We start from the raw sequence: 26,855 nt of genomic DNA, 5'->3' as shown, positions 1-26,855 counted from the left end.
GCCAAGGTTGCCCCGAACCGTGCAGAAATGATTGTCACCCCACACGCCGCGCGGTGGCCGCCCGGCGCTGCGCGTGGTGAAATAACCCCGTGAGAACAAACGAAAAAGCACCCCATGGGGGTGCTTTTTTTTGCCCGGCAGACGCGCTCAGCCTTTCAACGCGGCAATGCAGGCGTCGCGCGGCGCGCTGAGATCGCCTACGCGCACGGTAGATAGGGCGTGGGCTGCACGCTCACGGAAACTGGTGATGGCGGTGTCGCCTTGCACCTCCGGCGGCGCGGTGCAAATGTCATTGAGCGGCAGATCGTTGCCTTTGTTGAGCGCCTGCAACACCGCCGCCGGATTGTAGATCAGGGCCGCGGAGAGGGCCGATTTGATGCCGGCGGTAAAGCCGGCATTGCCGCCGCCGGCCAACTTGGGCGCCAGGGCAATCCAGCTGTCGTCCCCCAGCCGGATGCTGTTTTCCACGGCGCCGAACTGCCCGGCCTTGCCCAACTGCACCACGACCGGCCGTGCGCCGCGCGCTTCGATATTGTAACCAACCTCCTGCGAATCCAGCGCCATGGCTGAAGCGCTGAAACTGACGGCCAGCAGCGCGCCGGCCAACAGGGAAATGGAGCATTTCATGTTCGCTATCCTTATCTCGGTGTCAGGCGCAGCCGCGCCCCGCAATGGTGCTAACTCAATACTATAGCGCGTTGAGGCGGTGGGGAGAGGGGAGGTTGTTACAAAGCGTGGCAGGCTAAAAAAAGAGGCCCGGCAATATGCCGAGCCTCTGATGGTACGGAAGGTTTACACTTCCAGGTAGTTCATGATGCCGTCTGCCGCTTTACGGCCTTCGGCGATCGCCGTCACTACCAGGTCAGATCCGCGCACTGCGTCACCACCGGCGAAGATTTTCGGGTTGCTGGTCTGGAACGCGTTGTCGCTGCCTTCCGGCGCCAGGATGCGGCCCTGTTTATCGAGCTGCACATCGTGTGCCGCCAGCCAGTCCATGCGGTGCGGGCGGAAGCCGAACGCCATCACCACCGCGTCCGCGTCGATCACGTGTTCGGAACCTGGCACCTGCTCCGCCGTCTGACGGCCATTGGCATCCGGCGCGCCCAGCTGAGTGCGCACCATTTTCACTCCGGCCACGCGGCCGGCGCTGTTCAGTTCGATGCTCAGCGGCTGCAGGTTGAACTGGAAGTCCACCCCTTCTTCCCGGGCGTTCTTCACTTCGCGTTTGGAGCCCGGCATGTTGGCTTCGTCGCGGCGGTAGGCGCAGATGACCTGCGTTGCGCCCTGACGCACCGAGGTGCGCACGCAGTCCATGGCGGTATCGCCGCCGCCCAGCACCACCACCCGTTTGCCTTCCATGCTGACGTAAGGCTCGTGCTGATCGGTTTCATACCCCATCAGCTGCTTGGTGTTGGCGATCAGGAACGGCAGTGCGTCGTACACGCCCTGCGCTTCCTCATTCTCCAGGCCGCCGCGCATCGACTGATAGGTGCCGACGCCGAGGAACACCGCATCGTACTCGCTCAGCAAGGTCTCCATGCTGACATCTTTGCCCACTTCGGTGTTCAACTGGAACTCGATGCCCATCTCGCTGAAGATGCCGCGGCGCTTGACCATCACTTCCTTTTCCAGCTTGAAAGCCGGGATGCCGAAGGTCAGCAGGCCGCCGATCTCTGGATGACGGTCATACACCACCGCTTTGACGCCGTTGCGGGTCAGCACGTCGGCGCAGGCCAGCCCGGCAGGGCCGGCACCGACGATCGCCACGCGCTTGCCGGTCGGCTGCACGTGCGACATGTCCGGCTTCCAGCCCATTTCGATGGCCTTATCGCTGATGTAGCGCTCGATATTGCCGATGGTGACCGCGCCGAACTCGTCGTTCAGGGTGCAGGAGCCTTCGCACAGGCGATCCTGCGGGCATACGCGGCCGCACACTTCCGGCAGGCTGTTGGTCTGATGCGCCAGGTCGGCCGCTTCCATGATGCGGCCTTCGTTGGCCAGTTTCAGCCAGTTCGGGATGTAGTTGTGCACCGGGCACTTCCACTCGCAATACGGGTTGCCGCAGGACAGACAGCGGTCCGCCTGGGCCTTGGCCTGGGTTTCCGAAAACGGTTCGTAGATCTCGACGAACTCGATTTTGCGGATCTTCAGCGGTTTCTTTGGCGGATCAACACGCTGCAGGTCGATAAATTGGTAAACGTTCTGGCTCATTAATGACCTACCTCTTACTGCGCCTGCACCCGCAGCTCGGCTGCGGAACGGCTACGGTGACCCAACAGCGCTTTGACATCGCTGGACTTCGGTTTGACCAAGGCGAACTTCGGCGCCCACTCCGGCCAGTTGGCCAGGATCTCTTCCGCGCGGGAAGAGCCGGTCGCCTGCACGTGTTCGGTGATCAGGCCGCGCAGGTGCTCCTCATGGATCGCCAGCTGATCGACATCCAGCACTTCCACCAGCTCCGGGTTTACGCGCTTGCGGAACTCGCCGTCTTCGTCCAGCACGTAGGCGAAGCCGCCGGTCATGCCGGCACCGAAGTTGATGCCGGTTTTACCCAGCACGCAGACGATGCCGCCGGTCATGTATTCGCAGCCGTTGTCGCCGATGCCTTCCACCACGGTGATGGCGCCGGAGTTGCGCACCGCGAAGCGTTCGCCCGCGCGGCCGGCGGCGAACAGCTTGCCGCCGGTGGCGCCGTACAGGCAGGTGTTGCCGACGATGCTGGCTTCATGGCTGCGGAAGGCGGAGCCGATCGGCGGACGCACCGCGATGCTGCCGCCGGCCATGCCTTTGCCGACATAGTCGTTGGCGTCGCCGGTCAGGGTCAACTCGACGCCGCCGGCGTTCCAGACGCCGAAGCTCTGCCCGGCGGTGCCGGAGAAGTGCGCCTTGATCGGATCGGCTGCCATCCCCTGATCGCCGTGTACGTTGGCGATCGCGCCGGACAGCATGGCGCCCACGGAGCGGTCGGTGTTGCGAATGTCGAAGTAGAAGGTTTTACCCTGCTTCGCTTCGATGTACGGTTCCGCCTGCGCCAGCAACTCTTTGTTCAGCAGACCCTTGTCGAACGCCGGGTTGCTGCTTTCGGTACAGTACACCGCTTTGCCCTGATGCGGCGTGGCGGTTGTCAGCAACGGCGACAGATCCAGCTTGTTCTGCTTGGCGGAAATGCCGTCCAGCTCGGTCAGGAACTCGGTGCGGCCGATCAGATCCACCAGTTGGCTCACGCCCAGTTGAGCCATGATCTCGCGGGTTTCACGCGCGATAAACTGGAAGTAATTCGTCACGCGTTCCGGCAGGCCGTGGTAGTGATCGCGGCGCAGCTTGTCGTCCTGAGTCGCGACGCCGGTCGCGCAGTTGTTGAGGTGGCAGATGCGCAGGTATTTGCAGCCCAGCGCCACCATCGGCCCGGTGCCGAAGCCGAAGCTTTCCGCGCCCAGGATCGCCGCTTTGACGATGTCCACGCCGGTTTTCAGACCGCCGTCCACCTGCAGGCGGATCTTGTGGCGCAGGCCGTTGGCCACCAGCGCCTGCTGGGTTTCCACCAGGCCCAGTTCCCATGGGCAGCCGGCATATTTTACCGAGGACAGCGGGCTGGCGCCGGTGCCGCCGTCGTAACCGGCGATGGTGATCAGATCGGCATAGGCTTTCGCCACCCCGGTGGCGATGGTGCCGACGCCCGGCTCGGACACCAGTTTCACCGAGATCACCGCCTTCGGGTTGACCTGCTTCAGATCGAAGATCAGCTGCGCCAGATCTTCGATCGAGTAGATGTCGTGGTGCGGCGGCGGGGAGATCAACGTCACGCCCGGCACCGAGTAACGCAGTCTGGCGATGTACGGGGTGACTTTATCGCCCGGCAGCTGGCCGCCTTCGCCCGGCTTGGCGCCTTGCGCCACCTTAATCTGGATCACGTCGGCGTTCACCAGGTAGGCCGGCGTTACGCCGAAGCGGCCGGAGGCCACCTGTTTGATGCGCGACACCTTGTTGGTGCGGTAGCGCGCCGGATCTTCGCCGCCTTCGCCGGAGTTGGAGAAGCCGCCGAGGCCGTTCATGGCGATCGCCAGTGACTCGTGCGCTTCCGGGCTCAGCGCGCCGATCGACATCGCCGCCGTGTCGAAGCGTTTGAACAGCGATTCCGCCGGCTCGACCTGATCGACCGGGATCGGTTCGCCTTTCGGCGTGATGGCCAGCAGATCGCGCAGCATGGCGACCGGCCGCTCGTTCACCAGCTTGGCGTAGGCCTGGTAGTCGCTGTACTCGCCGCTGTGCACCGCTTTTTGCAGCGAGTTCACCACGTCCGGGTTGTAGGCGTGGTATTCGCCGCCGTGCACGAACTTCAGCAGGCCGCCTTGCTCCAGCGGCTTGCGTTTCAGCCAGGCGCGCTTGGAAAGGTTCTGCAGATCCTGCTGGAAGTCGCTGAAGCTGGCGCCGCCGATGCGGCTGACCACGCCCTGGAAGCACAGATCCGCCAGATCGCGGTGCAGGCCGACCGCTTCGAACAGCTTGGAACAGCGGTAAGAGGCGATGGTCGAGATGCCCATCTTGGACATGATCTTGTACAGGCCTTTGTTGATGCCGTTGCGGTAGTTCAGCATCACGTCGCGGTATTTCTTGTCGATCGCCTGGCTGTCCACCAGTTTGGCCAGGGTTTCATAGGCCAGATACGGGTAGATGGCGGTCGCGCCGAAGCCGAGCAGCACGGCGAAGTGGTGCGGATCGCGGGCGCTGGCGGTTTCAACGATCAGGTTGGCGTCGCAGCGCAGGCTTTTCTCCACCAGCCGGGTCTGCACGGCGCCAACGGCCATCGGGGCCGGTACCGGCAGGCGGCCGGGCGCGATGGCGCGGTCGGACAGCACCAACAGCACCGCGCCTTCGCGCACCTTGCGTTCCGCTTCGTCGCACAGGGCGCGAATGGTTTGCTCCAGATCCTGCTGCTGCGGATCGAAGGTCAGATCGAGCGTCTCGGCGCGATAGTATTCGCCTTCCAGCGTGGTGAGCTGTTTGAAATCGGAGTACAGCAGGATCGGCGATTTGAAGCTCAGGCGGTGCGCCTGGCCTTCGGCTTCGCAGAACACGTTCATTTCACGGCCGATACTGGTGGCCAGCGACATGACGTGCGCTTCGCGCAGCGGATCGATCGGCGGGTTGGTGACCTGCGCGAACTGCTGGCGGAAGTAGTCGTAAACGATGCGCGGCCGGCTGGAGAGCACGGCGAACGGGGTATCGTCGCCCATTGAGCCGGTGGCTTCCTGGCCAATCTCGCCCAGCACGCGGATCACCTGATCCAGCTCTTCGCTGCTGTAGCCGAACTGTTTCTGGTAGGTTTCGAGCTGCGCGTCGTCGAGCTCGCGGCTGCCGACCTGATCGTCCGGCAGATCTTCGAACGGCACCAGGCGTTTGACGTTTTTCTCCATCCACTCTTTATACGGGTGGCGGCTTTTCAGATCGTTGTCGGTTTCCGCCGAGTGCAGAATGCGGCCGCTGCGGGTGTCGATCACCATCAGCTCGCCGGGGCCGACGCGGCCTTTTTCCACCACTTCATCCGGCTGGTAATCCCAGATGCCGACTTCGGAGGCGCAGGTGATCAGCTTGTCTTTGGTGATCACGTAGCGCGCCGGGCGCAGGCCGTTGCGATCGAGGTTACAGGCGGCGTAGCGGCCGTCGGACATCACGATGCCGGCCGGGCCGTCCCACGGCTCCATGTGCATCGAGTTGAAGTCGAAGAAGGCGCGCAGATCGCCGTCCATGTCGGGGTTGTTCTGCCAGGCCGGCGGCACCAGCAGGCGCATGGCGCGGATGAGATCCATCCCGCCCGCCAGCAGCAGCTCCAGCATGTTGTCCAGCGAGCTGGAGTCGGAGCCGGTTTCGTTGACGAACGGCGCGGCGGCCTGCAGATCCGGGATCAGCGGCGTTTGGAATTTATAGGTACGGGCGCGCGCCCACTGGCGGTTGCCGGTGATGGTGTTGATTTCGCCGTTGTGTGCCAGGTAGCGGAACGGCTGAGCCAGCGGCCAGCGCGGGACGGTGTTGGTGGAGAAGCGCTGGTGGAACAGGCAAATGGCCGACTCCAGGCGCAGGTCCGCCAGATCGAGATAGAAGCGCGGCAGATCCGCAGGCATGCACAGGCCTTTATAGATCGTCACCAGGTTGGAGAAGCTGCAGACGTAGAAGCTGTCATCCTGCACCCGTTTCTCGATGCGGCGGCGCGCCACGAACAGGCGGCGCTCCATATCGCGCGGGCGCCAGCCGGCCGGGGCGTTAACGAAGATTTGCTCAATGCGCGGCAGGGAGGAGAGGGCGATTTCACCCAGCACGTCCGGGTTGGTCGGCACTTCACGCCAGCCGACGATCGACAGCGTTTCGTTTTGCAGCTCTTCTTCCACGATGCGGCGGCTGAGGCGCGCTTCCTCTTCATTCTGGCTGAGGAACATCATGCCGACGGCGTAGTTTTTGGCCAAACGCCAGCCGCGCTCTTCCGCCACCATGCGGAAGAAGCGATCGGGTTTTTGCAGCAACAGGCCGCAGCCGTCGCCGGTCTTGCCGTCGGCCAGGATCGCGCCGCGGTGCTGCATGCGGGCCAGCGCGTGAATGGCGGTGCGCACCACCTTGTGGCTAGGTTCGCCTTCTATATGGGCGATCAGGCCGAAACCACAGTTGTCCCTCTCTTGGGATTTATCGTACAACATATCGTGAACCTCCCCAGGCTCTGCGTGACTCTCACAACCTACTGCGAGGGGGCTTCCCAATTTCAGGCAGAAGTCCAATCAGCAAGTTAACCCCGCCAATCTGCTTTTCCGCCCTCCATCAATGGCCTCTCGTGACGGTCTCACAAGTGGTATAGGACTTGTTTTAAGAGGGAGTCTTCAATTACTGCATAAATATGACGAGACGTTTGCCCGTCCAGAAAGCTTCCAGCGGACTTCCAACTTAGCGAGAAAGAATTCGCAGGTCAAATGTGGGCTTAAGATAGATTCTTATCGAATTAGTGATGTTTATTTATTTGAAAAATAAGTGTTTTAATGCATTTTTGCACTATCGTGGGGCAACGTCGATCCCCGCAGAAGTGTGAGCTGTCTCACTATAGTGCAACCCCTTAATCTCTGCACCATGCTAGTGCGGGGGTTAATGCCAGAATTTTATTCTATAAGATATTGCTTGGCTGATGTTTATGACTATTTTTCACCGTGTTGTCATATTGCCGTTAACGGTTGCGTGACGATTAGAATAATTCATCAGAATTATAGTGAATTGATTTGCATTTATGATGAATAGTTATGCCTGGTGACGCCTTGCGGGGAAAGCGTTGATCTCTGTCATCGCGGGAAAAACCGTTTCTTATTAGCATCGCGGCTTTGAACACAGAGAACCACCAAGATTATGCAGTTGCCGCAATTAGTCAATATGTTTGGCGCGGATCTCCAGCGCCGCTATGGCGAAAAGATCCATAAACTCACGCTGCACGGCGGATTCGGCTGCCCTAACCGCGACGGCACGTTGGGGCGCGGCGGCTGTACGTTCTGCAACGTCGCCTCGTTTGCCGATGAGGCGATGCAGCGCCAGAGCATCGGCGAACAGCTGGCGCAGCAGGCCGCGCGGGTCGATCGGGCGCGGCGCTATCTGGCCTATTTCCAGGCCTATACCAGCACCTATGCGGAGGTTGAACGGCTGGAGGCGATGTATCGGCAGGCGTTGGCGCAGAGCGCCATGGTCGGACTGTGCGTCGGCACCCGGCCGGACTGCGTGCCGGCCGCCGCGCTGGATCTGTTGACGGGATACCGCGAGCAAGGCTATGAGGTGTGGCTGGAGCTGGGGCTACAGACGGCGCATGATAAAACACTGAAGCGCATCAACCGCGGCCATGATTTTCGCTGTTATCAGCAGACTGCGCGGCTGGCCCGGCAGCGCGGGCTGAAGGTGTGCTGCCATCTGATCGTCGGGCTGCCGGGAGAAACCCAGCGCGATCATCTGCTTACGCTGCAGCGGGTGACGGAGACCGGCGTCGACGGCATCAAGCTGCATCCGCTGCACGTTGTCACCGGCAGTATCCTGGCGCGGGCGTGACAGGCCGGGCGGTTGCCCGAACTGGCGCTGGAGGATTACGCCGCCAGCGCCGGGGAGATGATCCGCCATACGCCGGGCGAGGTGGTGTACCACCGTCTTTCCGCCAGCGCCCGGCGGCCGACGCTGCTGGCGCCGCTGTGGTGCGAAAACCGCTGGAGCGGCATGCAGGCGGTCGGCGCTTATCTGCAACGGCACGGCGGGCAGGGCAGCGCGCTGGATGAAAAACGGCGCTACCGGCCCGGCATGCCGCTCTGAAGTGCAATCTTTGCCACACTTCGGCGTTTGCCGCCTTATCTCACCGCTGTTTTACGGTATGATTCAAAAGATTGTGTCTGAAGGGAGCCGCTATGAAGCAAATCCGGGTGTTGGCCCAGTACTACGTTGATTTAATGGTGAAACTGGGGTTGGTGCGCTTCTCGCTGCTGCTGGCCTCGGCGCTGGTGGTGCTGGCGATGGTGGTGCAGATGGCGGTGACCATGCTGCTGCGCGGCGAAGTGGAAAGCATCGACGTGGTGCGTTCGATCTTCTTCGGCCTGTTGATCACCCCGTGGGCGGTCTATTTTCTCTCGGTGGTGGTGGAACAGTTGGAAGAGTCGCGCCAACGGCTGGCGAGGCTGGTGGACAAGCTCGAAGAGATGCGCCACCGCGATCTGGAGCTCAATCAGCAGCTCAAAGACAATATCAGCCAGCTGAATCAGGAGATCGCCGACCGTATCAAGGCGGAAGAAGAGCGCCTGCAGGTGATGGAAAAGCTGACGGAAGAGATGGAACAGCGCGAGCTGGCGCAGATTGAGCTGGGCCAGCAATCGGCGCTGTTGCGTTCCTTCCTCGATGCCTCGCCGGATTTGGTCTACTACCGCAACGAAGACAAAGAGTTTTCCGGCTGTAACCGCGCGATGGAACTGCTGACCGGCAAGAGCGAGAAACAGCTGATCGGCCTGACGCCGTTCGACGTCTACGGCCAGGAGATCGCCGAAAAGGTCATTGAGACCGACGAGAAGGTGTTCCGCCACAACGTTTCGCTAACCTACGAACAATGGCTGGTGTATCCCGACGGCCGCAAGGCCTGTTTCGAGCTGCGCAAGGTCCCGTTTTACGACCGGGTAGGCAAACGCCACGGGCTGATGGGCTTCGGACGCGATATTACCGAGCGTAAGCGCTACCAGGACGCGCTGGAGAACGCCAGCAGGGAGAAGACCACCTTTATCTCCACCATCAGCCACGAGCTGCGTACGCCGCTTAACGGCATCGTCGGCCTGAGCCGCATTCTGCTCGATACCGAGCTGAACGACGAGCAGCTGAAATACCTGAAGACCATCCACGTCAGCGCCATCACCCTCGGCAATATCTTCAACGACATTATCGAAATGGACAAGCTCGAGCGGCGCAAGGTGCAGCTCGACAACCAGCCGGTGGACTTCACCGGTTTTCTGGCGGATTTGGAGAACCTCTCGGGCCTGCTGGCGCAGCCGAAAGGGCTGCAGTTCGTCATGGAGCCGCAGACGCCGCTGCCGCAGCAGATCGTGACCGACGGCACCCGCCTGCGGCAGATCTTGTGGAATCTGATCGGCAACGCGGTGAAATTTACCCAGCAGGGGCAAATTGTGGTGCGCGTGCGGCGCGAGGCGCAGGAGAAACTGGTGTTCGAGGTGGAAGACTCGGGCATGGGCATCCCGCAGGACGAGCAGGACAAGATCTTCGCCATGTATTACCAGGTGAAAGATCAGCGCGGCGGCCGCCCGGCCACCGGCACCGGCATCGGGTTGGCGGTCTCCAAGCGGCTGGCGCAGAGCATGGGCGGCGACATTACCGTGCGCAGCGAACAAGGGCACGGTTCTTGCTTTACCTTAACCATCAAGGCGCCGGCGGTGCAGGAAGCCGTCAGCGCGGCGCCGGAAGAAGAGGCGCTGCCGTTGCCGGCGCTGCACATCCTGCTGGTGGAGGATATCGAACTGAACGTGATCGTGGCGCGCTCGGTGCTGGAGAAGCTGGGCAACAGCGTCGACGTGGCGATGAACGGCCACGATGCGCTGGCGATGTTCGATCCGGACGAGTTCGATCTGGTGCTGCTGGACATTCAACTGCCGGACATGACCGGGCTGGACATCGCCCGGGCGCTGCGCGAGCGCTATGCCGGGCAGGCGCTGCCGCCGTTGGTGGCCCTGACCGCCAACGTGCTGAAAGACAAAAAAGAGTATCTCGAGGCGGGCATGGACGATGTGCTGAGCAAGCCGCTGTCGGTGCCGGCGCTGACCAAGGTCATCAAACACTATTGGGATCATCAACCTTCTCACACTTCAAAGAAAACGGAGCACAAGGCGATGCAGATTAATGAGTCGTTACTCGATACCGCGATGCTGGAACAGTACATGGATCTGGTTGGCCCGCAGTTGATCCACCAAAGCCTGGAGATGTTCGAACAGATGATGCCGGGCTATCTGGCGGTGCTGGACTCCAACATGACGGCGCGCGATCAGAAAGGCATCACTGAGGAAGGGCATAAGATCAAGGGCGCCGCCGGTTCGGTCGGTCTGCGCCATCTGCAGCAGCTGGCGCAGCAGATTCAAACGCCGACGCTGCCGGCCTGGTGGGATAACGTGCAGGATTGGGTAGATGAGCTGAAACAAGAGTGGCGCAACGACGTGCAGGTACTGCGGGCTTGGGTTGAGAACGCTGAAAAAAAATGACCCCGACCTAAGCCGGGGTGCGCGAATATTGCGCCAACACCAGGGAAATTGTGAACCTGCGTATTGGTTTCAGTGTTCTGGTCGAGCAGGTTGTTGCGAATTCCTAAACATCATACAGCCAACAACATAGCAAATGTAAGCGCTCTTGTTAGAAGATTCATTAAAATGTGTGATGTAGATTAGTGTTTGTCAACTCCGAGCACGAACCAGTTGACAGCAGCGACAGGAGTAAGAGTGATGAAAAAGGTGGGTGTAGTCCTCAGCGGCAGCGGCGTTTATGACGGTACGGAGATCCATGAAGCGGTGCTGACGCTGCTGGCGTTGGATCGTGCCGGCGCCCAGGCGGTGTGCTTTGCGCCTGATAAACCACAACGCCATGTTATTAATCACTTATCTGGTGAGGAGACGGCGGAGTCGCGCAATGTTCTGATTGAATCGGCGCGCATTGCCCGCGGTGCGGTGCAGCCGCTGGCGCTGGCGGAGGCCGCGCAGCTGGATGCGCTGATCGTGCCCGGCGGCTTTGGCGCCGCCAAGAACCTCAGCAATTTCGCCGAAGCCGGCGCGGAATGTTGGGTCGATGAAGATTTGGCGCGCCTGACGCGCGAGATGCATAAGTCCAACAAACCAATTGGCCTGATGTGCATCGCGCCGGCGCTGTTGCCGAAACTGCTGGATCAACAAGCGCGGCTCACCATTGGCAACGATCCGGATCTGGGGGATGTGATTGACGCCATGGGCGGCGAACCGGTGATTTGCCCGGTGGACGACATCGTGGTGGATCGCGAACATAAGATCGTGACCACGCCGGCCTATATGCTGGCGCCGTCTATCGCGCAGGCGGCCCTGGGCATCGATAAGCTGGTGGCGCGGGTGCTGGAACTGGCTGAATGAGAAAATCGCTCGTCGGATGGCGGCGGCTGCGCCCGTGGTATTGGCTGAAGCGCGGCGTCATCGCGATTATCGGCCTGTGGGTGTTGGGCATTGTGCTCTTTGCCTTCCTGCCGGTGCCGTTTTCCGCCGTGATGGTGGAGCGACAGGTCAGCGCCTGGCTGAGCGGCGACTTCGGCTATGTCGCCCATTCGGACTGGGTGTCGATGGACGACATCTCGCCGCAAATGGCGCTGGCGGTGATGGCGGCGGAAGATCAGAAGTTTCCAGACCATTGGGGCTTCGACGTGGCGGCCATTGAAAAGGCGCTCAGCCACAACGAGAAGCGCCCGACGCGCATTCGCGGCGCGTCCACGCTGTCGCAGCAAACCGCCAAGAACCTGTTTTTGTGGGATGGCCGCAGCTGGCTGCGCAAAGGATTGGAGGCCGGGCTGACGTCGGGCATCGAATTGGTGTGGACCAAGCGGCGTATTCTGACGGTGTACCTGAACATCGTCGAGTTCGGCGATGGGGTGTTCGGCGTGGAAGAGGCTTCACAGCGCTTTTTCCATAAGCCGGCCAAACGTCTGAGCGCGGCCGAAGCGGCGCTGCTGGCGGCGGTATTGCCGAATCCGCATCGCTTCAGGGCCGATGCGCCGTCCGGCTATGTGGTGCAGCGTCAACAGTGGATCATGCGGCAGATGCGGCAACTGGGCGGGGAAGCGTTTTTACGCGAGAACAAGCTGGATTAAACGGGCGGGAACGGCACGGCGCCGCTCCCGCCAGGCGGATTATTTCACGTAGGTAAAGGCGGTGGTGACGTGCTTCACGCCGCTGACCTGGCTGGCGATCTGCGCCGCCGACTGCCCTTCCTGCTGCGTGACCAGGCCCAGCAAGAACACTTCGCCGTTTTCGGTGGTGACCTTCACGTTGGACGATTTCACCGTATCGCTGGTCAACAGCTGCGAACGCACCTTGGTGGTGATCCAGGTGTCGGAGGACGCGGTGCTCAGGCTGACCGGCGTGCCCTGACGGATTTCGTTATACACTTCGGTGGTGCCTTCCACGCCCATGGCGATCTGCTTGGCGCGCGCGGTGAGATCGGCGTTAGGCGACTGGCCGGTCAACAGCACCTTGCCCTGATAGGCGGTGGCGACCACCCGGGCATCTTTCTTCAACTGCTGGTCTTTGCTCAGGGCGCTTTCGACCCTGGCTTCCAGCGTGCCGTCATCCACCTGGGTCCCTACGCTGCGCGGGTCGGTGGCGGTTTTGGTCGCGACGGCCGCACTACCGACGACGACGCCGGCGATACAGCCTTGCAACAGCAGGGCGCTGGACAGCACTGCAAATGTGGCTTTTAGCTTCATCTCAGTTCCTTAATCGTCCTGGTGGGGGAATAACGTATTGTCTATCAGGTCGCACAGGCAGTTTACGGTCAGCATATGCATTTCCTGAATGCGCGAGCTGCGGTGCGACGGGATGCGGATTTCGACATCCTGCTGGCCGAGCAGCCCGGCCAGCTCGCCGCCGTCGTAGCCGGTGAGCGCGACGATGGTCATATCGCGCGTAACGGCCGCCTCGACCGCTTTCACAATATCACGGCTGTTGCCGCGGGTGGAAATCGCCAGCAGCACGTCGCCGGTGTGCCCGAGCGCACGCACCTGCTTGGCGTACACTTCGTCGTGCAGCCGATCGTTGCTGATTGCCGTCAGCACCACGTTGTCGGCGTTGAGAGCGATGGCCGGCAGGCTGGGGCGCTCGGTTTCAAAACGGTTGATCATGCTGGCGGCGAAGTGCTGCGCGTTGGCTGCCGAGGTGCCGTTGCCGCAGCACAGGATTTTGTTGCCGTTGAGTAAGGATTGAACCAGCGTCATCGCAGCGCGGGAAATGGCGTCCGGCAGTGCTTCCGCCGCCGCGATCTGGGTTTGGATGCTTTCGGTGAAACAGACTTTAATTCTATCCAGCACGTTGTATTAATCCACTAAGTCAAAGGGCCGGTCTGCGCCGTAAAACCCCGATTAATCCGCATTGAAGGCGTTGGGTATCCATTCTAACTGGCTACCGGTAATGGCCAAAACATCAAAACGGCAAGATGATGTGTCAAAACTGGCTCCGCGCCCCGCCAGCCAGACGGCGGCGGCGTGCAGCAACCGCTGTTGTTTGCGAAAGGTGACGCTGGCGGCCGCGCCGCCGAAGGCGTCGTTGCGGCGGTAGCGCACTTCGACGAACACCCAGGTGGTGCCGTCGCGCATGATGAGGTCGAGCTCACCGCCGCGCACCGCGACATTGGCGGCACAGAAGGTGAGCCCGGCGTGTTCCAGGTGACGGCGGGCCAGTAGCTCATAGCCCGCCCCTGAGGCGCGTGGGTTCAAGAGACTGGAACGACCGTGCCCTGACGGTATTGCAGCCAAGGCAGCTTACGGTTGATCACGCAGTTCGGCGACGCGCTCAGCGTGCCGGTGGTGCCGGAAACCTGGAAGCCCGGCAGCTGGCGCATTTCAGCAAAGTGGTTGGCCAATGTCCAGGCATCCATCCCCATTGCATACAGGCGCACCAGCGAGTAGTCGTTGCGGAAACGCGCGCTGGCCTGCTGCAACAGCTGAGGGTTTGAGCCGGCAAGCAGCGGGATGTCGCTGAACTGCAAGCCTTCCATTTCCAGACGGAAGTCCGGGCCGGCGCCGGCCTGGTAGCTGCGCGAACTGGCGTACATCGCCGGCTTGCCGCGCGAGCTGGTGGCCATGTCGATCATCGGTTTGATCAGCGTCAGCTGAGACTGCGTGGCGACGATATACACCGCGTCGACGCTGCCGCCGGTGGCGGCGGGCACGTCGCTCGGCGGCGCAGGAATGGTCAGCCCGGCGATGGTGACGCTCTGCGGCGCCGGGGCGCTCGACATCGGCGTGCCGGTCATGCGGATGCCGCCGCTGTTCACCATCTGGCGCAGTTCACCGGCGGAGCCGATGTCCTGACGCAGCACGGTTTGCCCGCCTTGCTTCTGCCATTCCTGGTTAAAGGCCCTGGCGACGCGATCGCCGAAGGCGCCGCGCGGCACCAGCAGCAGCGGTTGACGCTTCTGCTGTTCCCAGATGTGGCGGGCGGCGTCGCGCGCTTCATCTTCCGGCGACAGGGCGAAGTAACAGATGTTCAGGTTGTCTTTCGGCGTTTCCGGTTGGTTGAGCGCCAGCACGTTCAGCGTGGTGGTGCTGGCGGACAACTGATCGACGTTCTCTTTCAGCAGCGGCCCGACCACCAGAGTGGCGCCATCCTGCTGCGCCTGGCTCAGCAAGGCGGCCAGCGGCTGGCTGGTGGTATCGTACACTTTGACCTGCGCGTTGGCGGCCTGCGGCGGCGTTATCGGCGCGCTGGACGGCGCAGCGGGTTGCGCGGCGGTCACGGCGGGCTGGCTCTCTTGCGCCGAAGGGCTGACAGCGCCGTTGGCGTTGATGTCACCCGTAGTGGCCTGATCGGCCGGCGCCGTTGGGGCCGATGCGCTGGCCGGTTGCGCGGCTTGAGGCTGCGGCGCCGGCATGGAGCCGCCGTTTTTCGCCGCTTCGAAGCCTTGCTGGATGGCGTCGGCGAACACTTTCGCCTGGCCGTTCAACGGCAGCAGCAGGGCGATTTTCGAGGTGGAGGCCTGGGTGAAGTTCAGCACCTGGTTCAGGCGAGCCGGCAGCGTTTTGGCCGCCGGGTTCTTCGGATAACGGTTCTGCCAGTCTTTGATGCCGGCCTTCAGCAGATCGGGATCCTGCTTGTTGTCCTGATAGACGCGCAGCAGATCCAGCCAGCCTTGCAGCACGTTCTCGTCGGCGTTGATCACCAGGCTGTTCATCTCCTGCGGCGGCAGCTGCAGCAGGGCCTGCCAGGTTTGATCCAGGTTGTCTTGGTGCGCCTTGCCGGTCAATAACGGCTCCTGAGCAATATAGGCGCGGATCAGCGGCAGCGACGCTTTGCCCTGGTTGGCGGCGATCTGCGCCTGGTAGTAGCGCACCTTCTGATTCGGCGACAGCGCACCGCTGTCCAGGTGGCCCAGCGTGCTGCGGGCGCTGACGTAGCTCTTGTTGGCGATCTGCAGTTCGGCAGTCAGCAACTGGCGTTCAGTCTGCTGTGCGCCGCTGAGGTTTTTCGGCAACTGATTCAACTGGTCGCCGGCCTGCGGCAGTTTTCCTTCACGCAGCAAGGCGCGAATAGCAAGTAATTGCCAGTCAGCCTTGTTATCATCGCTGCTTTGCTGCAACTGCTGCAGGTAGTAATCGGAGCTGGCGCTCGCTTCGTCCTGTATATTGGCGGGCGGCGTTTGCGGGGCCCGACTTGGACAGCCTGCCAGGAAAAGGGCGGCCGCGATGACTGCGGTAAGTCGGACAGGCTTGGAACGCCCTGCTTTGGTACGAACGAATGTTGAGGAAAGCATACTGTATCCAGTGATGTTTTTTTCAAGATGCTCAATATTAAATCGGCAACCCGGATGAAACAATGAATCAACACCAACAATCAGTCATTTCTGCATCAACGCTGTATGTGGTGCCCACCCCCATCGGCAATCTGGGCGATATCACCCACCGTGCGTTAGAGGTACTGAAAAGCGTTGATCTGATCGCGGCGGAAGACACGCGCCATACCGGATTGCTGCTGCAACACTTCGCGATTAACGCGCGTCTGTTCGCGCTGCACGATCACAACGAACAGCAAAAGGCCGATCGGCTGCTGGCGAAACTGCAGGAAGGCCAGAGCATCGCGCTGGTGTCCGACGCCGGCACGCCGCTGATCAACGATCCCGGTTATCACCTGGTGCGCCGCTGCCGCGAGGCCGGCATTCGCGTGGTGCCGCTGCCGGGCGCCTGCGCCGCCACTACCGCGCTGTGCGCCGCGGGCGTCGCTTCCGACCGTTTCTGCTACGAAGGCTTCCTGCCAGCGAAAACCAAGGGGCGCAAGGATACGCTGATGGCGCTGGCGGAGGAACCGCGCACGCTGATTTTCTACGAATCCACCCACCGCCTGCTGGAAAGCCTGCAGGACATGGTCACCGTCTGGGGCCCGCAGCGCTATGTGGTGCTGGCGCGCGAGCTGACCAAAACCTGGGAATCCATCCACGGCGCGCCGGTGGGCGAGCTGCTGGCGTGGGTGCAGGAAGATGAAGTGCGCCGCCGCGGCGAGATGGTGCTGATCGTCGAAGGCCACAAGGCGCAGGAGGATGCGCTGCCGCTCGAGGCGCTGCGCACGCTGGCGCTGCTGCAAAAAGAGCTGCCGCTGAAAAAGGCGGCGGCGCTGGCGGCGGAAATCCACGGCGTGAAGAAAAATGCGCTGTATAAGCACGCGCTGGAGCAACAACAGCCGTAAAGCGGTTGACCTGCCGCCGCCGCGACGCTACTATCCGCGCCGGAGTTGACCAGACAGTCGCCGCTTCATTGCCGTCCTCTTCGGGGAGACAGATGGAGGGGAGGAAAGTCCGGGCTCCATAGGGCAGGGTGCCAGGTAACGCCTGGGAGGCGCAAGCCTACGACTAGTGCAACAGAGAGCAAACCGCCGATGGCCCGCGCAAGCGGGATCAGGTAAGGGTGAAAGGGTGCGGTAAGAGCGCACCGCGCGGCTGGCAACAGTTCGTGGCACGGTAAACTCCACCCGGAGCAAGGCCAAATAGGGGTTCACATGGTACGGCCCGTACTGAACCCGGGTAGGCTGCTTGAGCCAGTGAGCGATTGCTGGCCTAGAGGAATGACTGTCCACGACAGAACCCGGCTTACCGGTCAACTCCCTCGACAAAAGAAAACCCCGCGCAACGCCAGTTGCGCGGGGTTTTTCGTTTTTCGGTCGGCTTACACCGGCAGGTCAATCAGCAGCGCGCGCAGCGGCGTCTCGGCGCGGATCGTCAGGCGATTCTCCTCACGCACGAAGGCGCCGTCGCCGCAGGTCAGACGCTGTTCCTCGTGGCGCTCGCCGGTGGCGGCGATGGTGCCGTGAATCGACTGCAAATAGGCGCGCGGCCCGTTAATCGTCAGCGTTTGTTCTTCGCCCGGCTGCAGATCGAGATGGTGGATCCAAACCTGCTGGCGCAGCTGCAGGCTGCCCTGCGCGCCGTCCGGCGAGGCCAGCAGCAGGTTGCCTGCCGCCGGCAGCGCCAGGCGCTGCACTCGCTCGTTGTTGCGTTCCGGGCAGGCGTCCAGCCACAGCTGCAGGCGGGTCAGCGGCGTATCGCTGCTGACGTTCTGTTCGCTGTAACTCAGGCCCGGCTGGGTGGCCAACAGCAGCGCTTCACCGGCTTTGGCGCGCGCGGTGTTGCCGTCGCTGTCGCGGTATTCCGCCTCGCCCTGCAGGATCAGGTTCAGGATATCCACGCTGGGATAGGTGCGCGGCTGGAACGACGCGCCCGGTGCCAGCACCTCCTGATTCAACACCCGCAGCGACGCGTAGCCCATCAGTTTGGGATCGAAGTAGTGACCAAAGGAAAAGGTGTAGCGAGCCTGCAGCCAACCAAAGTCAGCTTGCCCGCATTGTTGTGCTGTTCTGCATGTAATCATGGCAATCGGCTCTCTAAATTCATTATCCAAATGGTAAGCATCTGGACGTCGGATTGTTAGCCAGTTAATCTGGTCGGCATATTCAAATTTCCTGACAGAGGGATGTGATGGCCAGAGATCGGGCGCTCACGCTTGAGGCGCTGAGAGTGATGGATGCGATCGACCGGCGTGGCAGTTTCGCCGCGGCCGCCGACGAATTGGGCCGGGTGCCGTCGGCGCTCAGCTACACCATGCAAAAATTGGAAGAAGAATTGGACGTGGTGCTGTTCGACCGTTCGGGCCACCGCACCAAGTTCACCAACGTCGGGCGCATGTTGCTGGAGCGCGGGCGGGTGCTGCTGGAGGCGGCCGATAAGCTGACCACCGACGCCGAGGCGCTGGCGCGCGGTTGGGAAACCCACCTGACCATCGTCAGTGAAGCGCTGTCGCCGCCGAGCCTGCTGTTCCCGCTGGTGGACAAGCTGGCGCTGAAGGCCAATACCCAGGTGTCGATTTTCACCGAAGTGCTGGCGGGCGCCTGGGAGCGGCTGGAACAGGGACGCGCCGACATTGTGATCGCGCCGGACATGCATTTTCGCGCGTCGTCGGAGATCAACACCCGCAAACTGTACAAGGTCATGAGCGTTTATGTCGCCGCGCCGGATCATCCTATCCACCAGGAGCCGGAACCGTTGTCCGAGGTGACCCGCGTGAAATACCGCGGCATCGCGGTGGCGGATACCGCTCGCGAGCGCCCGGTGTTGACCGTACAGCTGCTGGACAAGCAACAGCGCCTGACGGTGAGCACCATTGAAGACAAACGTCTGGCGCTGCTGGCCGGGTTGGGGGTGGCGACCATGCCGTATCCGATGGTGGAGAAAGATATCGAAGCCGGCCGGCTGCGCGTGGTGGGGCCGGAATACAGCCGCGAAGCCGACATCATCATGGCCTGGCGGCGCGACAGCATGGGGGAGGCGAAGGCCTGGTTCCTGCGCGAAATTCCGCGCCTGTTCGCGCAACGTTAACGTCGGTTGGATGACATCCCCTTGCCGGGCGGCAAGGGGATTTTTTTCGCCTTAACCGAAGCGCTGGTCGCGGCCGTGCGGCTCGTCCAGATCCTGCGCCGGCCCGATGGAAATGATGCCGTGCGGGTTGATGGTGGCATGGCTGCGGTAGTAGTGGTTGCGAATGTGCGGCAGGCTGACCGTCTCGGCGATGCCCGGCATCTGATAGATGTCGCGCAGGAAGCCGTACAGGTTCAGATAGTCGCTGATGCGGTGTTTGTCGCACTTGAAGTGGGTGACGTACACCGGATCGAAACGCACCAGCGTGGTCCACAGACGCAGGTCGGCTTCGGTCAGCCGATCGCCGGTCAGGTAGCGATGTTGCCCCAGGATCTGCTCAAGGCGCTCCAGCGCGTTGAATACCCCGTTGACCGCTTCGTCATAGGCTTCCTGGCTGGTGGCGAAACCGGCCTTGTACACGCCGTTGTTCACTTGATCGTAAATCCAGCCGTTCAGCTCATCGATCTTGCCGCGCAGATCGGTCGGGTAGTAGTCCCCAGCCCGAGCGCCGACGCCGTCAAACGCGCTGTTGAACATGCGGATGATGTCGGCGGATTCGTTGCTGACGATGGTTTGCCGCTGTTTATCCCACAGCACCGGCACGGTCACGCGCCCGCTGTAGTGCGGGTCTGCCCGCAGGTAGATCTGGTACAGGAAGTCGGCGTGATACAGCGGATCGCCGGTGGTTTCAGGAAAATCCTGGCCGAAGGTCCAGCCGTTTTCCAGCATCAGCGGGTGCACCACCGAGACCGGAATGATCTGCTCCAGCCCTTTCAATTTGCGCATCAGCAGCGTGCGGTGCGCCCAGGGGCAGGCGAGAGAAACGTACAGGTGATAACGGCCCGCTTCGGCCTGGAAGCCGCCCGCGCCGTGTTCGCCGGGCTGACCGTCGGCGGTCACCCAATTGCGAAACTGAGCGGTTGAACGTTTGAAACGGCCGCCGGTAGATTTCGTGTCATACCAGATGTCTTGCCAAACGCCATCGACGAGTTGTCCCATGGGAATCTCCTTGGTGTCCGAGTGAAAAACGACAGGGCCCGGCATGCCGGGCCCTGAATGACAGTTTAGATTACCATTTCTTGTTCAGAAGACGGTCGATGCTGAAGCCGCCCGGCCCTGCGACCGCCAATACGATGAAGCCGCCGGCGATGGTCAGGTTTTTCATGAACATCAGCTGGTTTACGCCTTCCGCAAAATCAGTGTGGAACAGCAGCGCGGTCAGGATGGTGAAACCGGCAGTGAACAGCGCCACGGTGCGGGTCAGGAAGCCGAACAGGATCGCCAGACCGCCGCCAAACTCCAGCAGAATGGTCAGCGGCAGCAAGAAGCCAGGCACGCCCATCGATTGCATGTACTGTTGAGTTCCGGCGTAAGCGTCACCCATTTTGCCGTAGCCTGCCACGATAAACAGGATTGGCATCAGGATACGAGCAACCAGCAAACCTGCATCTTCTAATTTTTTCATCATCTACTCCAAAGTGTTTTTGTGTGCCTGTTCGGCGGTAGTCATATCAACGGGCGGCGTAGCGGGTCTCTGACCCTGTCCGCTCCGTATCGTATTGATGGAGTGAATGTTAAGCGGGAAGTGCTCAGGTTGTTAGCAAGTAAAACTGTCGTAATTTTTCAAAAAATCTGAATCTTTAGCGTGCTAATAAAATACCGCCGATCAGCAGGTTGCCCGGCCCCGGGGTTAGACGCGTTGTATCAAGGCAGAAAATGCGGGCAGAGCAACAGGAGGTTTGAAGGAAAGGCTAAGCGACTTACTTGGAGGAAAACGTCTTTTTAAACAGTCGAATAGCGCTCCAGGCGCCGAAAGCACGACGCGACCAGCGGATCATCTTGCTGGGGTGGCGGATGCCGTACAGCGCCATGACGCTGGAACCGAGTACCAGATAGCGGCGCAGGCCAAACACTGTCTGCCAGCCGCGGTCAATGCGTTCGGTCTTTTCCAGCCACAAAGACTTGTGTTCGGCCAGATCCAGACGCTGTTGCTGGATCTGGCGAATCAGCCTCTCTTTTTTCCATTCCAGGTAGCGGCGGCGGCTCATGGTTCGCGCTCCAGTTCGGCGCGGTCGAGTTCCAACTGCTTGCGCGTGGCGCCCAGCAGCGTGGTGCGACGAGCCTTGACCAGCGTCCAGATGGTGCCGACCACGGCCAGGAACAGCAGCACGCCAGTGGTGGCGCCCAGCGCCACCAGCCGGTAGACCGGATCGATGGCCCAGAAGATCAGGATCAGCAGGCTCATCAAACCGAAGGCGGTGAACAGCAGTGTCATACCGGCCATGATCAGCAGCTGAATGAGGTTGGCTTTCTCCTCTTCCAGCTCGACCACCGCCAGCCGGACACGGGTTTCCACCATGCCGACCAGGATCGTGATGATGCGCTGACCGATATCCAGGACCCCTTTGGCGGGGCCCTGCGCGCGAACTTGCGGTTGTTCAGCCATGATTAACGACGCGCGAGCAGCACGCCCAACACCACGCCGACCGCCGCGCCGATACCGATGCCGGTCCACGGGTTGTCGCGCACGTAGTCGTCGGCCTGGCCGGCGATCTGTTTGGTTTGCGAAGCCAGCTTGTCACCGGCGTCGCTCAGGCGAGCGCGGGTCTCTTTCAGCGCGCCTTCCGCTTTCGAACGCAGCTTCTCCAACTCGGCTTTCGGCTTGTCGGTGGAGGAGTTCAGCACTTCCTCCAGCGTATCGGCTAAGGACTTCAGTTCAGCGCGTAAGTTTTCTGCATTTGAATCATGTGCCATGTGATTATTCCTTAACGTTTATTTCGACAGACTTTTAACATAGCGGATTTTTTCGCCGGAGCAAAGGGGTGATGGTCAGCAGATAACACCAGACATCAATTCCATATGCTTAAGAAATCCCGTGCGATGGGGCTCTCATCGACAAATCCGCTGGTATAAAAAATTATTCCGCCTGGGCGCGTTTCAGCTCAGCCTGCGCTTCCGTCAGCTTTTGCTGTTTCTTGGCGACCTTGTCCAGCTTGCCGGTTTGCTGCGCTTCTTTCAGCTCCTGCCGGCGCTCGTCGACCTTGCGCTGTTTCTCTGCGATGTTTTTCTGGCGTTCGGCCTGCAGGCCGGCTTCGGTGCAGTGGGTCTGCACTTCGCTCAGCGCTTTTTTCAGCCCTTCCACGCGGCGGGTGTTGCCGTGTTGGGTGGCGTAGTCAATTTGCTGCTGGATGTCTTGCGCTTTGGCGGCGCAGCCGCCCTCAGCGGCCGAAGCGAGCGCCGGCAGCGTGCAGAGTGGCAACAGCAGTAACAGTGAGTGGCGTAATTTCATCTTTCAGTTCCTTTTCATGAGATGCCTGAACAGGCATCCGCTTTCCTGGCTGCCGAAGGCGGCAGCACGAGAGGAGGGCGTTCATCGCCGGCTGAAGTTACCCTTCAGCATAGTCATGAAACCGGCGAGCCCCCAAAGAATCAGCCGTGACCCAGTACTGACTGATTAATTCTTGAGCTAATCGATGCGAATGAAAATGAAGATAATGGCAATGAAAGGAAACCCCTTCATATGAAGGGGGATTATCCCAGATTGAGCGGGGAACGCGCAAATTCGCGCACCCAATGCGACGGCACGGGGGACTCGCTCAATGCGATGTGGTAACCGGGCGGCAGAATGGTTTGCAACGCTTCGCGCGCCAGCAATTGCTGCTCCGGCGAATCCAGACGGATGACCAGGCCATCGCCTTCCGGCGTAATGCTTTTGATGCGGATGCCGCGTTCATCCAGGCGCTGGTAGACATAAAAGCCGTCGGGCAGCGACAGCCCTTGCTGGCTGGCGCGGATGCGCAGCTCGCTCTCGGTGCGCACCATACAGGGCACCAACAGCGTCGCCAACGCCAGCAGGGCGAGCGCGATCATCAGGACGTATTGCCAGCGCGGGCGCTTTGCTGTCACGCCCCTTTCCCCGGGTTCTGGCTGTTGGCGCGCTTCTTGCGCCACAACACGATCAACGAGCCGACCAGCCCGACCACCAGCAATACCAGCGGCAACATCATCAGGCAGAACATCAGCTGATCTTCATACTTGCGGAACACCGGAGTTTTCCCCAGGGCGAAGCCCAGCGTCGTCAAGATCAAGACCCACAGCAGGCCGCTCATCCAGTTGAAGAACTGGAAGCGTGCGTTGCTCAGGCCGGACAGGCCGGCGATGGTTGGCAGCAGGGTGCGCACGAAGGCCAGGAAGCGGCCGACCAGCAGGGCGGAAAGGCCGTGGCGGTGGAACAGGTTGTGAGCGCGTTGATGGTAGTGAGCCGGCAGATGCGAAAGCCAGCCTTGCACCGTTCGCGTATTACCGAGCCACCGGCCTTGTATATAACTGACCCAGCACCCCAGGCTGGCGGCGACGGTCAGGATAACGATGGTCAATGGGAAGCCCATAGTGCCTTTGGCGATCAGCACGCCGACCAGGATCAGCAGGCTGTCACCCGGCAGGAAAGCGGCCGGCAGCAGGCCGTTCTCCAAAAACAGGATCATGAACAGCAGGATGTAGAGGGTCCACACCAACGAAGGGTTCGCCAGCGTCTCAAAATCCTGCTGCCATAAGGCATGTATCAGTTCTTTAATGATGTCCATCCGGTGTTCCTAAAACGTCATTGTTTATTTTTATCTCAGCGGCGGAGCGGGCGTGAGCTGAAAGCGCGCGGCGATCCTAAGTGCTGATAACGATGAAACGGCGTTGCTTTAAGGTTTCTAAGCGGTGCGACACCGGTCATAGGTGGTAAGTCAGCGTGCCACGGTACTGCATGTTGCTTTCTTTCCAACCGGCCTGGCGACTCTGTTGCCTGGAAGCGTCCAGCATCCAGTCGACCTGGGCAAGCCGGTTGGGGGCCGGGGTGTCCTGGCGGGGGAAGCGAATTCGGTAACCCGGCTCTGCAGCCAGGGTATAGACCGGCGCCGGCAGGGAGGATGCGAGCAGCGAACCGGAGAAAGAGTGCGCTCTGGGCAGCAGCAGCGGCAACTTGCCGGGGGCTTTGCGGCGCGCTTCGGCCGGCGCCCGATACACATGATCATAGGGGGAAAGCGCCGGCTCCGCCAGCAGCGGCAGGCTGCTCAGCGCGCTGGGGGTTGGCTTGGGTGACGCCACGCATAGCTGTTGGCCGGAGACCGAACCGGTCCAGCAGAAAACAGCAATCAGCATGGCAAACAACCAGCGCATTTATTCGCGTCCCGCCCCCGCAGCAATGGGTAAAAAAGTGGGCTAACTCTACCAAAATAGCACGATTGGCAACAGGGAAATCTACGTTGCCGACGGTGAAATAGTACACGGCAAACGGCGGTTCCGGCATCGATTCAGCGGATTTTACATTACCTGACATAAGCCGACGGTTTTTGACCGCCGTGGCTATTTCGGCTCGTGGTTCACGCCATCCAGATGCACCACCGGATTCTCGGCGAACAGGTAGCGATCGGCGTTGTATTCGAAGTCATCGCTGGTGGCGTTGAACAGCATCTGTTTGGTGTTTTCCAGGTGCTGCCACATCGCCAGTTTGGCGGCGTAAGGATCTTTGCGCATCAGCGCCTTGAGGATCTGATCGTGATCGTCACACCAGCTGGCGATCGAGCGTTCGTCGATATGCTCGTGCAGCTTTTTCCAGTAAGGGTTGTTGACCCGCTGCACCCACATTTTTTCCACGATGGTGGCCATGGCGGTGTTCTGGGTGGCCAGCGCCACCTGCACGTGGAACTTCAGATCCCACTGCGAGTCGCGGAAGCGATCCTCTTTACGGGCGTGCTCCTGGATCTCCATCAACTGCACGATATCTTGTTTGGTCACCTGGGTGGCGGCGAATTCGGCGATGTTGCTTTCTATCAGCTGGCGCGCCTGCAGCAGCTCAAACGGGCCGGCGGTGGCGAACTCGATGCTGTCGCCCGGCACCACCAGGTGCTTTTGCTGGTTGGACACCACGTGGATCCCGGATCCTTTGCGCACGTCCACATAGCCTTCCACCTCCAGCATGATGATCGCTTCGCGCACCACGGTGCGGCTGACATTCATCTCTTCGGCGATGTATCGCTCGGCCGGCAGCTTGTCGCCGACCGGGTAGCGGCCGCTTTCGATGCGTTGCTTGAGCTCGGCGGCCAGTTGCTGATACAGGCGTCTGGTTTCGGTGAATTCCATAGTGAATGCTCTATACGGTGCGGTGGGAAGGGGCGCGTGGCCATCGGATTTGTTATACCACTTATTCGGCACCGCTGCCAGAGGAGCAAGAGGCCCGGCGCGGCGGCCGGGCGGCGGGATCAGCTGCGCGCCGGGGCAGGCTGCAGCGTGGCCGGTTGCGTTTCGGCGGCCGGGCGGTTTTGCAACACCGTCCAGATGACGATGGCGCCGAGAATGTCGAAGACCGACAGCGCGGCGAACAGCGGGCTGAAGCCGAGGGTGTCCGCCAGGGCGCCGACCACCAGGGCGAACAGCGTGCTGGCTGTCCAGGCCGCCATGCCGGTCAACCCGTTGGCGGTCGCCACCTCATTGCGGCCGAATACGTCGGAAGAGAGGGTAATCAACGCGCCGGACAGCGCCTGATGGGCGAAGCCGCCGACGCACAGTAGCGCGATAGCCGCGTAAGGGCTGGTGAACAGGCCGATCATGCCGGGGCCGATCATCAACACCGCTCCCATCGTTACCACCAGCTTGCGTGAGACGATCAGATTAACCTTGAAATACTTCTGGAACAGCGGCGGCAGGTAGCCGCCGACGATGCAGCCGAGATCGGCGAACAGCATCGGCATCCAGGCGAACATGGCAATCTCTTTCAGATTAAAACCGTAGGCCTTGAACATGAACAGCGGGATCCAGGCGTTGAAGGTGCCCCAGGCTGGTTCCGCCAGAAAGCGCGGCAGCGCGATGCCCCAGAACTGGCGGTTGCGCACGATCTGCCAGGCGGACATCTTTTTGGCGTTAGAGGTCTGGTGCTGCGCTTCCTGGCCTTCGAGGATGTAACGGCGCTCTTCCTGGCTCAGTTTCTTCTGATCTTTCGGGTGCTTGTAGAACAGCAGCCAACAAATGGCCCAGATCAGGCTCAGCACGCCGGTGATGATGAACGCCATTTCCCAGCTGTGCGCCACGATGGCCCATACCACCAGCGGCGGGGCGATCATGCCGCCGATCGATGAACCCACGTTGAAATAACCGACGGCGATCGAACGCTCTTTGGCCGGAAACCATTCGCTGCTGGCCTTCAGCCCGGCGGGGATCATCGCCGCCTCGGCCATGCCGACCGCGCCGCGCGCCAGCGCCAGGCCGCCCCAGCTGTTGGCCAGCGCGGTGCCCATGCAGAACAGCGCCCACAGAATGGCGAACATGGCGTAACCGACCTTGGTGCCCAGCACGTCCAGCACATAGCCCGCCACCGGTTGCATCACGGTGTAGCAGGCGGAATAGGCGGCGACGATATAGGAATACTGTTGGGTGGTGATGTGCAGCGTATCTTCCAGCGTCGGCGCCGCGACGGCGATGGCGTTGCGGGTCAGGTAGCCCAGCACGGTGCCGATGGTCACCAGTCCGATCATGTACCAGCGTAACCCTTTAATTTTACGCATCCGAAATGTCTCCCCGTTTGAAGGTGTGGCCGTCGATGCGGCTGGCGAGACAATAACCTGTCATACAGGTTTAAAAGTTGAGTGATATCACAAAAGGAATTATTCGCCTGAGCGATACTGTGGCCGGTGAAATAGGGC

The 26,855-nt window shown here is 61.1% G+C and carries 24 protein-coding genes, 1 other RNA gene and 1 pseudogene; 7 read left to right on the top strand and 19 right to left on the bottom strand.

All coding sequences use genetic code 11. From position 1 onward, the window contains the following. Positions 1 to 147 precede the first annotated feature (147 nt). From ADK28_RS00940 to gltB, 3 genes are all read right to left on the bottom strand, one after another. Positions 148 to 627, bottom strand: a complete 480-nt coding sequence (locus ADK28_RS00940; RefSeq protein ID WP_048794651.1) for a hypothetical protein — start codon at positions 625 to 627, stop codon at positions 148 to 150. A 165-nt stretch (positions 628 to 792) separates the two neighbouring features. Further along, complete coding sequence (locus ADK28_RS00935; protein WP_016930196.1) at positions 793 to 2,211, bottom strand: glutamate synthase small subunit; 1,419 nt, start codon at positions 2,209 to 2,211, stop codon at positions 793 to 795. Between the two features lie 14 nt (positions 2,212 to 2,225). Further along, the gene (gene gltB / locus ADK28_RS00930) at positions 2,226 to 6,686 is read right to left on the bottom strand and encodes a glutamate synthase large subunit (RefSeq protein WP_048794650.1); all 4,461 of its coding nucleotides are present in this window, start codon (positions 6,684 to 6,686) and stop codon (positions 2,226 to 2,228) included. Positions 6,687 to 7,377: 691 nt separating this feature from the next. On the opposite strand from gltB, the pseudogene ADK28_RS00925 reads away from it, so the two are divergent. The 4 genes and pseudogenes from ADK28_RS00925 to mtgA all read left to right on the top strand — a co-directional run bounded on the left by ADK28_RS00925 (position 7,378) and on the right by mtgA (position 12,367). Continuing rightward, positions 7,378 to 8,316: pseudogene (locus ADK28_RS00925) on the top strand (TIGR01212 family radical SAM protein). A gap of 92 nt (positions 8,317 to 8,408) precedes the next feature. Next, positions 8,409 to 10,748, top strand: coding sequence for an aerobic respiration two-component sensor histidine kinase ArcB (gene arcB, locus ADK28_RS00920; protein ID WP_016930193.1), 2,340 nt, complete (start codon positions 8,409 to 8,411; stop codon positions 10,746 to 10,748). Between the two features lie 237 nt (positions 10,749 to 10,985). After that, on the top strand, positions 10,986 to 11,639 hold the full coding sequence (gene elbB, locus ADK28_RS00915; protein WP_048794649.1) for an isoprenoid biosynthesis glyoxalase ElbB: 654 nt from the start codon (positions 10,986 to 10,988) through the stop codon (positions 11,637 to 11,639). After that, positions 11,636 to 12,367, top strand: coding sequence for a monofunctional biosynthetic peptidoglycan transglycosylase (mtgA, locus tag ADK28_RS00910; RefSeq protein WP_004937100.1), 732 nt, complete (start codon positions 11,636 to 11,638; stop codon positions 12,365 to 12,367). The genes elbB and mtgA overlap by 4 nt, the downstream gene beginning before the upstream one ends. 39 nt (positions 12,368 to 12,406) lie before the next feature. On the opposite strand, the gene dolP is transcribed toward mtgA, so the two are convergent. The 4 genes from dolP to ADK28_RS00890 are packed head-to-tail and all read right to left on the bottom strand — an operon-like array spanning position 12,407 to position 16,023. Then, entirely contained in the window at positions 12,407 to 12,982 is a 576-nt protein-coding gene (gene dolP / locus ADK28_RS00905) for a division/outer membrane stress-associated lipid-binding lipoprotein (RefSeq protein ID WP_004937101.1), read from the bottom strand. Between the two features lie 9 nt (positions 12,983 to 12,991). Next, the gene (diaA, locus tag ADK28_RS00900) at positions 12,992 to 13,582 is read right to left on the bottom strand and encodes a DnaA initiator-associating protein DiaA (protein ID WP_004937103.1); all 591 of its coding nucleotides are present in this window, start codon (positions 13,580 to 13,582) and stop codon (positions 12,992 to 12,994) included. Positions 13,583 to 13,633: 51 nt separating this feature from the next. After that, positions 13,634 to 13,987, bottom strand: coding sequence for a YraN family protein (locus ADK28_RS00895; RefSeq protein ID WP_015379164.1), 354 nt, complete (start codon positions 13,985 to 13,987; stop codon positions 13,634 to 13,636). Further along, the gene (locus ADK28_RS00890; RefSeq protein WP_048794648.1) at positions 13,984 to 16,023 is read right to left on the bottom strand and encodes a penicillin-binding protein activator; all 2,040 of its coding nucleotides are present in this window, start codon (positions 16,021 to 16,023) and stop codon (positions 13,984 to 13,986) included. Before ADK28_RS00890 ends, ADK28_RS00895 begins: the two co-directional genes overlap by 4 nt. Before the next feature lie 62 nt (positions 16,024 to 16,085). On the opposite strand from ADK28_RS00890, the gene rsmI reads away from it, so the two are divergent. Continuing rightward, positions 16,086 to 16,949, top strand: a complete 864-nt coding sequence (gene rsmI / locus ADK28_RS00885; protein ID WP_048794647.1) for a 16S rRNA (cytidine(1402)-2'-O)-methyltransferase — start codon at positions 16,086 to 16,088, stop codon at positions 16,947 to 16,949. Between the two features lie 41 nt (positions 16,950 to 16,990). Beyond that, an RNA gene (rnpB, locus tag ADK28_RS29215) (RNase P RNA component class A) lies at positions 16,991 to 17,368 on the top strand. 57 nt (positions 17,369 to 17,425) lie between these two features. Here rnpB and ADK28_RS00880 read toward each other — a convergent pair. After that, a complete protein-coding gene (locus ADK28_RS00880) occupies positions 17,426 to 18,127 on the bottom strand; it encodes a pirin family protein (RefSeq protein ID WP_048794646.1) in 702 nt (233 codons plus the stop codon). A gap of 107 nt (positions 18,128 to 18,234) precedes the next feature. On the opposite strand from ADK28_RS00880, the gene ADK28_RS00875 reads away from it, so the two are divergent. Then, complete coding sequence (locus ADK28_RS00875; protein ID WP_004937113.1) at positions 18,235 to 19,131, top strand: LysR family transcriptional regulator; 897 nt, start codon at positions 18,235 to 18,237, stop codon at positions 19,129 to 19,131. Between the two features lie 51 nt (positions 19,132 to 19,182). Here ADK28_RS00875 and ADK28_RS00870 read toward each other — a convergent pair whose 3' ends face one another. From ADK28_RS00870 to ADK28_RS00820, 11 genes are all read right to left on the bottom strand, one after another. Then, a complete protein-coding gene (locus ADK28_RS00870; RefSeq protein ID WP_004937116.1) occupies positions 19,183 to 20,169 on the bottom strand; it encodes a glutathione S-transferase family protein in 987 nt (328 codons plus the stop codon). Positions 20,170 to 20,239: 70 nt separating this feature from the next. After that, positions 20,240 to 20,635, bottom strand: a complete 396-nt coding sequence (locus ADK28_RS00865; protein WP_016930186.1) for a DoxX family protein — start codon at positions 20,633 to 20,635, stop codon at positions 20,240 to 20,242. Between the two features lie 295 nt (positions 20,636 to 20,930). Continuing rightward, positions 20,931 to 21,218: a YqjK-like family protein gene (locus tag ADK28_RS00860; protein ID WP_016930185.1), complete on the bottom strand. Its 288-nt coding sequence runs from the start codon at positions 21,216 to 21,218 to the stop codon at positions 20,931 to 20,933. Then, complete coding sequence (locus tag ADK28_RS00855) at positions 21,215 to 21,616, bottom strand: phage holin family protein (RefSeq protein WP_015379160.1); 402 nt, start codon at positions 21,614 to 21,616, stop codon at positions 21,215 to 21,217. The genes ADK28_RS00860 and ADK28_RS00855 overlap by 4 nt, the downstream gene beginning before the upstream one ends. A gap of 2 nt (positions 21,617 to 21,618) precedes the next feature. Beyond that, positions 21,619 to 21,924, bottom strand: coding sequence for a DUF883 family protein (locus ADK28_RS00850; protein ID WP_004937125.1), 306 nt, complete (start codon positions 21,922 to 21,924; stop codon positions 21,619 to 21,621). A gap of 163 nt (positions 21,925 to 22,087) precedes the next feature. Beyond that, entirely contained in the window at positions 22,088 to 22,459 is a 372-nt protein-coding gene (locus tag ADK28_RS00845) for a DUF1090 domain-containing protein (RefSeq protein WP_048794645.1), read from the bottom strand. A gap of 242 nt (positions 22,460 to 22,701) precedes the next feature. Beyond that, complete coding sequence (mzrA, locus tag ADK28_RS00840; protein ID WP_004937130.1) at positions 22,702 to 23,076, bottom strand: EnvZ/OmpR regulon moderator MzrA; 375 nt, start codon at positions 23,074 to 23,076, stop codon at positions 22,702 to 22,704. Next, positions 23,073 to 23,753, bottom strand: coding sequence for a DedA family protein (locus ADK28_RS00835; RefSeq protein ID WP_004937132.1), 681 nt, complete (start codon positions 23,751 to 23,753; stop codon positions 23,073 to 23,075). Before ADK28_RS00835 ends, mzrA begins: the two co-directional genes overlap by 4 nt. A gap of 136 nt (positions 23,754 to 23,889) precedes the next feature. Continuing rightward, a complete protein-coding gene (locus tag ADK28_RS00830; RefSeq protein WP_004937135.1) occupies positions 23,890 to 24,336 on the bottom strand; it encodes a hypothetical protein in 447 nt (148 codons plus the stop codon). Positions 24,337 to 24,522: 186 nt separating this feature from the next. Next, on the bottom strand, positions 24,523 to 25,299 hold the full coding sequence (gene exuR / locus ADK28_RS00825) for a transcriptional regulator ExuR (protein ID WP_004937137.1): 777 nt from the start codon (positions 25,297 to 25,299) through the stop codon (positions 24,523 to 24,525). A 119-nt stretch (positions 25,300 to 25,418) separates the two neighbouring features. Then, positions 25,419 to 26,717: an MFS transporter gene (locus ADK28_RS00820; protein WP_015379157.1), complete on the bottom strand. Its 1,299-nt coding sequence runs from the start codon at positions 26,715 to 26,717 to the stop codon at positions 25,419 to 25,421. Between the last annotated feature and the right edge of the window lie 138 nt (positions 26,718 to 26,855).

The sequence above is a fragment of the Serratia sp. 506_PEND genome (assembly GCF_001076875.1).
Lineage (GTDB): Bacteria > Pseudomonadota > Gammaproteobacteria > Enterobacterales > Enterobacteriaceae > Serratia > Serratia marcescens.
Note: the sequence above shows the minus strand (reverse complement) of the source record. Positions and strands in the feature narration are given on the sequence as shown.

Coding starts and splice junctions, on each gene's coding strand:
- ADK28_RS00940 (WP_048794651.1), bottom strand. CDS start 627: ATGAAATGCTCCATTTCCCTGTTGGCCGGCGCGCTGCTGGCCGTCAGT.
- ADK28_RS00935 (WP_016930196.1), bottom strand. CDS start 2,211: ATGAGCCAGAACGTTTACCAATTTATCGACCTGCAGCGTGTTGATCCG.
- gltB (WP_048794650.1), bottom strand. CDS start 6,686: ATGTTGTACGATAAATCCCAAGAGAGGGACAACTGTGGTTTCGGCCTG.
- arcB (WP_016930193.1), top strand. CDS start 8,409: ATGAAGCAAATCCGGGTGTTGGCCCAGTACTACGTTGATTTAATGGTG.
- elbB (WP_048794649.1), top strand. CDS start 10,986: ATGAAAAAGGTGGGTGTAGTCCTCAGCGGCAGCGGCGTTTATGACGGT.
- mtgA (WP_004937100.1), top strand. CDS start 11,636: ATGAGAAAATCGCTCGTCGGATGGCGGCGGCTGCGCCCGTGGTATTGG.
- dolP (WP_004937101.1), bottom strand. CDS start 12,982: ATGAAGCTAAAAGCCACATTTGCAGTGCTGTCCAGCGCCCTGCTGTTG.
- ADK28_RS00890 (WP_048794648.1), bottom strand. CDS start 16,023: ATGCTTTCCTCAACATTCGTTCGTACCAAAGCAGGGCGTTCCAAGCCT.
- rsmI (WP_048794647.1), top strand. CDS start 16,086: ATGAATCAACACCAACAATCAGTCATTTCTGCATCAACGCTGTATGTG.
- ADK28_RS00880 (WP_048794646.1), bottom strand. CDS start 18,127: ATGATTACATGCAGAACAGCACAACAATGCGGGCAAGCTGACTTTGGT.
- ADK28_RS00875 (WP_004937113.1), top strand. CDS start 18,235: ATGGCCAGAGATCGGGCGCTCACGCTTGAGGCGCTGAGAGTGATGGAT.
- ADK28_RS00870 (WP_004937116.1), bottom strand. CDS start 20,169: ATGGGACAACTCGTCGATGGCGTTTGGCAAGACATCTGGTATGACACG.
- ADK28_RS00865 (WP_016930186.1), bottom strand. CDS start 20,635: ATGAAAAAATTAGAAGATGCAGGTTTGCTGGTTGCTCGTATCCTGATG.
- ADK28_RS00860 (WP_016930185.1), bottom strand. CDS start 21,218: ATGAGCCGCCGCCGCTACCTGGAATGGAAAAAAGAGAGGCTGATTCGC.
- ADK28_RS00855 (WP_015379160.1), bottom strand. CDS start 21,616: ATGGCTGAACAACCGCAAGTTCGCGCGCAGGGCCCCGCCAAAGGGGTC.
- ADK28_RS00850 (WP_004937125.1), bottom strand. CDS start 21,924: ATGGCACATGATTCAAATGCAGAAAACTTACGCGCTGAACTGAAGTCC.
- ADK28_RS00845 (WP_048794645.1), bottom strand. CDS start 22,459: ATGAAATTACGCCACTCACTGTTACTGCTGTTGCCACTCTGCACGCTG.
- ADK28_RS00835 (WP_004937132.1), bottom strand. CDS start 23,753: ATGGACATCATTAAAGAACTGATACATGCCTTATGGCAGCAGGATTTT.
- ADK28_RS00830 (WP_004937135.1), bottom strand. CDS start 24,336: ATGCGCTGGTTGTTTGCCATGCTGATTGCTGTTTTCTGCTGGACCGGT.
- exuR (WP_004937137.1), bottom strand. CDS start 25,299: ATGGAATTCACCGAAACCAGACGCCTGTATCAGCAACTGGCCGCCGAG.
- ADK28_RS00820 (WP_015379157.1), bottom strand. CDS start 26,717: ATGCGTAAAATTAAAGGGTTACGCTGGTACATGATCGGACTGGTGACC.